The organism is Nocardia sp. NPDC060220 (genome assembly GCF_042727815.1).
In the GTDB taxonomy this organism is placed as follows: Bacteria; Actinomycetota; Actinomycetes; order Mycobacteriales; family Mycobacteriaceae; genus Nocardia.
Genome location: NZ_JBHWZY010000264.1, coordinates 1 through 8,016, shown reverse-complemented (window position 1 = coordinate 8,016; position 8,016 = coordinate 1). Strand labels below are relative to the sequence as shown.

The 8,016-nt window shown below is 68.4% G+C and carries 6 protein-coding genes; 4 read left to right on the top strand and 2 right to left on the bottom strand.

Going from position 1 to position 8,016, the window contains the following annotated elements; genetic code table 11:
• Window positions 1-96 precede the first annotated feature (96 nt).
• Together ACFWF3_RS15810 and ACFWF3_RS15805 are read right to left on the bottom strand one after the other, a co-directional pair.
• Entirely contained in the window at window positions 97-768 is a 672-nt protein-coding gene (locus tag ACFWF3_RS15810) for a histidine phosphatase family protein (RefSeq protein WP_379314236.1), read from the bottom strand.
• A 44-nt stretch (window positions 769-812) separates the two neighbouring features.
• Complete coding sequence (locus ACFWF3_RS15805; RefSeq protein WP_379314235.1) at window positions 813-1,691, bottom strand: sulfurtransferase; 879 nt, start codon at window positions 1,689-1,691, stop codon at window positions 813-815.
• A 596-nt stretch (window positions 1,692-2,287) separates the two neighbouring features.
• Here ACFWF3_RS15805 and ACFWF3_RS15800 point away from each other — a divergent pair.
• From ACFWF3_RS15800 to ACFWF3_RS15785, 4 genes are all read left to right on the top strand, one after another.
• The gene (locus tag ACFWF3_RS15800; RefSeq protein WP_379314234.1) at window positions 2,288-3,640 is read left to right on the top strand and encodes a LuxR C-terminal-related transcriptional regulator; all 1,353 of its coding nucleotides are present in this window, start codon (window positions 2,288-2,290) and stop codon (window positions 3,638-3,640) included.
• 285 nt (window positions 3,641-3,925) lie between these two features.
• Complete coding sequence (locus ACFWF3_RS15795) at window positions 3,926-5,101, top strand: acyl-CoA dehydrogenase family protein (RefSeq protein ID WP_378994815.1); 1,176 nt, start codon at window positions 3,926-3,928, stop codon at window positions 5,099-5,101.
• A gap of 29 nt (window positions 5,102-5,130) precedes the next feature.
• The gene (locus ACFWF3_RS15790) at window positions 5,131-6,879 is read left to right on the top strand and encodes an acetyl/propionyl/methylcrotonyl-CoA carboxylase subunit alpha (RefSeq protein ID WP_379314233.1); all 1,749 of its coding nucleotides are present in this window, start codon (window positions 5,131-5,133) and stop codon (window positions 6,877-6,879) included.
• A gap of 20 nt (window positions 6,880-6,899) precedes the next feature.
• On the top strand, window positions 6,900-8,016 hold a 1,117-nt coding region (locus ACFWF3_RS15785), incomplete at its 3' end, for an FAD-dependent monooxygenase (RefSeq protein WP_379314232.1).

Sequence of the window (8,016 nt, the reverse complement as noted above, 5' to 3'; positions counted from 1 at the left end):
CCGTCGGCCTGGCCGTCCCGCATCTCGATCGCGCCCTCATCGGCAAGTATCTCGCCGACTTCCGGGCGCTGAACCTGCTGGGGGACAGCGTCTGAGCTACGTAGCGATGTCGCCGAACGGTGGGACGTAGTGCCCCCACCGGGTACATCCCCAGCCGAGGAACTGCGCTGCCGGACCGTAGCGCGGCGTCAGCTCGATCGTCTGGGTGAAGTCGAGGCGTGTGCTCGCGGCGAACGCCGTGGGCACACCGCCGATCGCGCCGGCCGCCAGCCGCATCGCCATACCGTGACTGACCAGCACCACATCAGTGCCCGCACCCGGCGTCAGGTACCGCGTGCGCAGGTCCTCGAGCACCGGCAGGAACCGGTCGAGGACGTCGTTGCCCGCTTCGCCGCCGGGAACCGCCAGGTCGAGTTCCCCACGGTGCCACCGTTGATAGGTCTGGTGGAATGCCTGGTGCGCGACGTCGGTGTCGACTCCCTCGAAGTTGCCGGCCTGCACCTCGTACACACCGTCCAGCACAATCACCGGACCTCCGACGACCGACTCGATCTGCTCGGCGGTCTGGCGGGCCCGCAGCGCGGCCGAGCAGAACAGCCGCGGCGAACCGGCGACGGCAGCTCCGAATCGTGCGGCCTGCGCGGTGCCGCGTTCGGTGAGAGATGGGCCGGGAACACGAGTTTCGAGCCGCTTGCCGACATTGCCGTGCGACTCGCCATGGCGCACCATGACCAGCTTTCCCGTCGAATTCTGTGCTCCGTTGTCCATGCCTCCATGTTCCGGCACACGGGGTGCCGACCGGAGCTGTCGGGTCAACCCGGCTGCTCGCCGACGACCAGAGGTAGCGCGGGGTCGGCGGTCCATGCGGTCAGGGATCCGTCGTAGACAGCGACGTCGTCGCGCCCGACCAGTGCCAACGCGTGGGCGACCCCGGTTGCCGCGACGCCTCCGCCGCAGTAGGTCACGGGCGTGATCGCTGGATCGAGCAGACCCGCGGCAGCGAACAAGGCCCGCAGTTCCTCGAGCGGGCGTAGTGCGCCGGTCCCCGGGTCGCGGATCTGGTCGATCGGCAGGTTGATGCTTCCAGGGATGTGGCCGGGTCGGGCGAAAACGTCTGTCTCGCCACGATAGGTCGCGGCGTCCAGGACGCCCACGAGCAGGAACTTGTCATCGGCTGTCGCCGCCTCGACCTCGTCGGTGGATCGGATGAGGCCAGGGCGGCGGCGGGCGGTGAAGGTGGCCGGTGTGGGTGTCACCGGGGAGTCGGAAACCTCGGCGCCCGCCGCCCGCCATGCGGGAAGGCCGCCGTCGAGGACCGCGACGTCGTCGAAACCCTCCAAACGCAACTGCCACCAGAAGCGAGTGGCCCAGATTCCGTCGTGCTGGTCGTAGACGACGACGCGTACCCCGTCGCCGATGCCGATCGCGCCGGCGGCCGCGGCGAAGCGCTCCGATTCCGGTGCGGTGCACGGTTGATCGGACGCCGGATCGGCGAAGTCGGTGAGTAGGTCGGCGAACACGGCGCCCGGGACATGGGCTGCCGCGTACGCGGTGCGCCCCGACTCCAGGGTGAATGTCGCGTCGTCGAGCACAGTGAAGTCGGTGCTCGCGTCCACGACCAGCAGGTCGGGCTCGCCCCGATGGTCACGGAGCCAGGAGACGGACACCGTGTCATGGACGGTCTGCCCCATGGGGACCTCCGATTGCACTGGTGGGCACTGGATTCCGAATCTAGCGAGCACCGCCGGGCTCGCACCAGACCACCGATCTGCGTGAGTGAAACCCGTGTCCTCTCGGGCCATCGAGTTGAACTCGTGGATACAGTTGCCTGGTCTTTCGAGATGACATGGATGAACTATCCCGTTACCGTTGAACATCGGGACTGTTCGACGAGACGAGGAGGCTACTTGCCCGGCTCCAGTCGCGCCGGGCCGTGGGCGTGCCCCGGTTCGAGGTCTGCGCCAAGGCCTCTCGGTGGCATCCATCCCATTGCGCGTACGATTACCATCACATTCGGTGTCATGGCAATGCTCGATCTTGTTCGGGTAATAGCGTGTGCGAGTCGATAATTCACGATGTGATCTGCAAGAGATAAGATCATCGTATTCATATGTTGAACATCACTCCGAATTGCGCTGTGTCGCTGGTACTTTGACAACCGGGGGGATTTTCGCGGCCTTCGACGGCATGGTCGTGGAAGCTCGGCTCGCTGCACCAGGGAGACTTCATGACCGATCATCCTGTGTCCCGTTCGGAAGGCCTGTCGGCCCCGAGCGTAATGAATGTTATGTCGGAACGTCAGAAGGTGTTGTCGATCAAAACACCCCGAAACTCGGGGTGCGTCGAGCCGGTGCGATGTGGTCACGCGGAATCGACGTGGTGTGAACGCCGAGACTCCCGGCTCACCGACAAGGTCGACTATCTGTCCGGCGTCGGTCGCGCCGAGGCCCGCCTCCGTTTCGGCGATGCCGAGACCCTGTGCGGCGGCGTGCAGAACATGCTTTTCGTGCACTGCGGGGTTCTGGACCGGGAGACCATCGTCCGGCGGTCGGAAGTCGTGCTCGATGCCGAATCCGACGAGCCCGACCCGGGATGTCTGTGGCTGGCTCTGCTGGCCCTGGTCTACGCGGACCGATGTGCCGAGGCCGCGGCGTACTGCACCCGGCTGCTGTCCGACGGACGCGGCGAGATCTCGTTCCGCCTGTTCGAAGCGCTGACGCTCATTCGCGCCAGGATCGACGCGCAGTCCGGTCGCCCCGCCGCGGCGATCGCGGCGATGGAACCGCTGCTACGCCGCGGTGTGTCACCCGCGCTGCGTGGCATGGCGCTGGCTTGGCTCGTCGAGGCGCTGGTTCAGGTCGGCGATCTGAGCAGTGCCCGGTGTCTGTTCGAGGACCGGATGAGCGCGGTGGACGCGATGCCCGACCACGCGCACGTGCTCGCCGCCCGAGGTGCGCTGCATCGCGCCGAAGGCGACCTCGAGCGCAGCCTGGCGGACTACCTGGCCTGCGGAAAGGTGTTGACCGCACTGAATGTGGCCAATCCGGCGATCGTTCCGTGGCGTTCCCGCGCCGCGCTGGTGGCCGCCGCGCTCGGCCGCTGCGATCTCGCGGCGGCACTGGCCGACGACGAGCTGGCCGCAGCCCGGCGCTGGGGTTCACCGGGGGCGGTGGGACGGGCCCTGCACGCGGTCGGCATGGCGCGGCGCGACAGTCGGTCGGTGGGCGCGCTCGAACGTGCCGTAGAGCTGCTCGAACTCGCTGAAGCACGCTACGAGCTGATGGGCGCACTGTGTGATCTGGGGCAGTTGCACGCGGTCGAGGGTGATGTGGAGCGATCGCGGTGGGCTGTCACGGCGGCCACCGAGCTCGCGGCCGCCGCCGGTAGCGGCCCTGTACTGCAGCGCGCGGGCTCGGTCCTCGGCGCCTTGGACACGCAGCATCGCGAGACCGGCTTGACCAGACAGGAGCGCAAGATCGCCGGCCTCGCGGTGCGGGGGCTCAGCAACAAGGAAATCGCCGAGCAGTTGTTCCTGACGGTGCGCACCGTCGAGTTCCACCTGTCCAATGTGTACCGGAAACTCGGTATCGCGGGTCGGCGTCAACTGGCCGGGGTAATGAATGCGCGGGAGTGCGCGTGAGGTAGTTTCCGGTAGTCGAATTACTCGGACGGCAGTCGTGTTCCACACGACTGCCGTCTTTTGTGCGTGTGCCATCGGTTCCGAAGACGTTGCCCTGGTGATGATCCTGTGGTTTCCCCGGGGAGAACCTACGGGTCGACCGTAGAGTCGTTCCGCAGCTCTTGAATCGTCGCCGAATTCTGTGCGAGATTTTCGGTGATCGGTGAGCAGCGTTGTCGCCGAATAATTCTCGAACTTCTTCGATACCGCTTCGGTATTCACGATATTCGGCGAGAGGAATCGACCATGTCTACCAACCCGTCCCGTGAGGAACTCGTCGAGCGTGCCACGAAGCTGGCGCCGCTATTGCGTTCGCGGGCTCGCTGGATCGACGAGAACCGCCGCCTGCCCGACGATGTCATCGACGCGATCGAGGAATCCTCGCTGCTGAACATGCAGGTTCCCGCGCAGTACGGCGGCTACGAATCCAACACCCGGGATTTCGTGGACGTGCTCGCCGAGGTCGCCCGTGGCAACACCTCGGTGGCGTTCTGCCTGTCGATCTACGCCTCGCTCACCTGGATGTCGGCGCTGTGGCCCGACGCCGCGCTCGACGAGGTCTTCGCGACACCGAACGTGCGGATCTCGGGCACCACCGCGCCCACCGGTACCGCGACGAAGGTCGACGGTGGGTGGGTACTGAACGGCACATGGCGCTTCAACAGCGGTGTGCTGCACGCACACTGGAAAGTCACCGTGGCGCTGCCGACCGAGCCCGGTGCCGAGCCGGTGCCGATCTTCGCCCTGGTGCCGACCGCTGATCTGCGGATCGTCGACGACTGGTACACCTCCGGGCTGGAAGGCTCCGGCAGCGTCTCGACAATCGCCGAGAACGTGTTCGTGCCCGAGCACCGGGTGATCACCGGCGAGGACTTCTACCAGAATCGGTCCAAGTCGGCGGTGAACGTGCTCAAGCCGCAGTACGCGGCGCCGGTGCTGGTGCCGGTCACCGCGATCCAGACCGGTCAGCTGGTCGGTGCGGCGCGGGCGGCGCTGGCGGCGTTCGTCGAACGGCTGCCCGGTCGGCCCATCACCTACACCGATTACGCCAGCCAGCTCGACGCCCCGGTCACCCATTTGCAGGTCGGCGAGGCGGCCTTGCTGATCGAGGACGCCGAGGCGCGGGCACGGACCTACGCCGACGTGATCGATGCGAAGGCCGCGGCGAACGAGGCGTGGACCGAACAGGAACGGGTCTGGTCGCGGGTGCAGATCGGCTGGGTGGCCCACCAGGCCAAGCAGGCGGTGGAGATCCTGGCCCAGGCCAGTGGCGGTTCCTCGATCCAGCGCGACGTGCCGATCGCGCGGTTGCAGCGTGATATCCACGCGACCTCGCTGCACGCGATGATCACGCCCAGCGTGAACATCGAGCTCTACGGCCGTTCGCTGGTCGGCCTGCCGCCCAACACCGTCTACCTGTGACCGTGACGAAGCGACAGGGAGCAGCGACCATGCGCAAGGTACTCATCGCCAATCGGGGCGAGATCGCGGTCCGCGTCGTGCGCGCGTGCCGCGACGAAGGATTGGCCGCGGTCGCGGTCTACGCCGAACCCGATCGGGACGCACCCCATGTGCGGCTGGCCGACGATGCGTACGCGCTGGGCGGGGACACGCCGGCGACGAGTTACCTCGACGCCGCGAAACTGCTGCGCGCGGCAGCCGCCGCCGGTGCGGACGCGGTTCACCCCGGCTACGGATTCCTTTCCGAAGACGCCGATTTCGCGCAGGCGGTGCTCGACGCCGGTCTCACCTGGATCGGCCCGCCGCCCGCGGCAATCCGTGCGCTCGGCGACAAGGTGTCGGCCCGGCGCATCGCCGAGGCGGTCGGCGCGCCGCTCGTGCCGGGCACGCGGGACCCCATAGCCGGCGCTGCCGAGGCGGTCGACTTCGCCGACCGGCACGGACTGCCGATCGCGATCAAAGCCGCCCACGGTGGCGGAGGTCGCGGGTTACGGGTGGTGCGCGAGCGCGCGGAGATCGCCGAACTGTTCGACGCGGCCGTGCGCGAGGCCACCGCCGCCTTCGGGCGCGGGGAGTGCTTCGTGGAGCGCTACCTCGAGCAGCCGCGTCACGTCGAAACCCAGTGCCTCGCCGATGCTTTCGGGCACGTGGTGGTGGTGTCGACCAGGGACTGCTCGTTGCAGCGCCGCCACCAGAAGCTGGTGGAGGAGGCGCCCGCACCGTTTCTCACCGACGCCCAACGCGACGAGCTGTACCGGGCGTCGAAGGCGATCCTGTCCCAGGCGGGGTACGTGGGCGCGGGCACCTGCGAATTCCTGATCGGGCGTGACGGGACGCTGTCGTTCCTGGAGGTGAACACCCGGCTGCAGGTCGAACATCCCGTGAGCGAGGAAGTGACCGGGATCGACCTGGTCCGGGAGATGTTCCGGATCGCCCGCGGTGAACCCCTCGGCTACGACGACCCGCCCGCGCGCGGGCACGCGCTGGAGTTCCGCATCAACGCCGAGGACCCGGGGCGTGGCTTCCTGCCCGCGCCCGGCACGGTGACGAAGTTCGCCGCGCCCTCGGGTCCGGGAGTGCGGGTCGACACCGGCGTGGAGCAGGGATCGGTGATCGGCCCGGCCTGGGACTCGTTGCTGGCCAAGGTGATCGTCACCGGCGCCGACCGCGATCAAGCGCTGGCGCGGTCGCGCCGGGTGCTCGCCGAGCTCACCGTGGACGGCGTCGCGACGACGCTGCCGTTCCACCGCGCGGTGCTCGACGACCCCGCCTTCACCGGCGCGCCGTTCACGGTGCACACCCGCTGGATCGAGACCGACTTCGACAATCGCATCGCCGCGCAGGACGTCGCAGGGGAGACGACAGTCGAACCCCAGCGGGAGACGGTGGTCGTGGAGATCAGCGGCCGACGGCTCGAGGTCTCGCTGCCTGCCCCCGACCGCATCGGCATCGCGGCGCCACGCCGCAGCGCTCGCACCGCACGCGGTGGCCGCGGCGCCTTCGCTTCCGACGCGCTGGTCGCGCCGATGCAGGGCACTGTCGTGAAAATCGCTGTGACAGAAGGGCAATGGGTTGATTCCGGCGACCTCGTCGCCGTTCTCGAGGCCATGAAGATGGAACAGCCGCTCACCGCGCACCGGGCGGGCATCGTGCGCGAACTGACCGCCACCGTCGGCACGACGGTGAGCTCCGGCACCACAGTGTGCCGCGTCGACGACTCCGGAAGTCATGCGGCATGAACGGAATTCAGGAGGTAACCATGGACGCTGCCGTCATCGTGGCAGGCGCGGGACCGACCGGGCTGACACTGGCCGGGGAACTGCGGCTGGCGGGCGTCGACGTGATCGTCGTCGACCGGCTGCCCGCTCGCACCGGGGAATCGCGTGGCATCGGGTTGACCCTGCGCACCACCGAAGTGCTCGACCAGCGTGGACTGCTCGGCCGCTTCGGCGCGGTGGAGACCGGTTCGGCGGGGCATTTCGGCGGGATTCCGCTCGACCTTACGGTCCTCGACGCACCGCTGGAAGCGCCACGCGTGGTGCCCCAGTCGACGACCGAAGCGGTGTTGGAGGGTTGGGCGCGTGGGCTGGGCGCCGACATCCGGCGCGGACACGAAGTCGTCGGGCTCGACAGCGACGCCGACGGCGTCACCGTGCACTTCGCGGAGCACGCGCCGTTGCGTGCCGGCTATCTCGTCGGCGCCGACGGTGGCCGCAGTGTGGTGCGCAAGGCCGCCGGGTTCGACTTCCCCGGCACCCCGGCCACCACCGAACTGCTGCTCGCCGATGTCCGCGGGGTGGAGATCGCGCCGCGGATGATCGGCCAGCAGGTATCCGGCGGCATGGTGATGAGCGCCCCGCTGCCCGGGGGCGCCTACCGGATCATCGTCGGCGAACGCGGCGCCGCACCCCGGCGTCGCACCGGCCCACCGGATTTCGCCGAGGTCGCCGACGTGTGGAAGCGGCTGACCGATGTCGACATCTCGCACGCGGAACCGGTCTGGGTGAGCGCCTTCGGTGACGCCGCGCGTCTGGTCACCGAGTACCGGCGGGGGCGGGTGCTGCTCGCGGGCGACGCGGCGCACGTCCATCTGCCCGCGGGCGGGCAGGGCATGAACACCGGCATCCAGGACGCGGTGAACCTCGGCTGGAAACTCGCCGCGGTGAGCAGCGACAGGGCACCGGCCACCCTGCTCGACACCTACCACGGGGAACGTCACCCGGTCGGGCAGCGGCTGCTGGCCAACACCAAGGCGCAGAGCCTGTTCATCCTCGGCGGCGAGGAGGTCGGGCCACTGCGTGAGGTGCTGCGCGAACTCGTCGCCTATCCGGAGGTGGAACGGCACCTCGCGGCCAGGGCTGTCTCTTATACACATC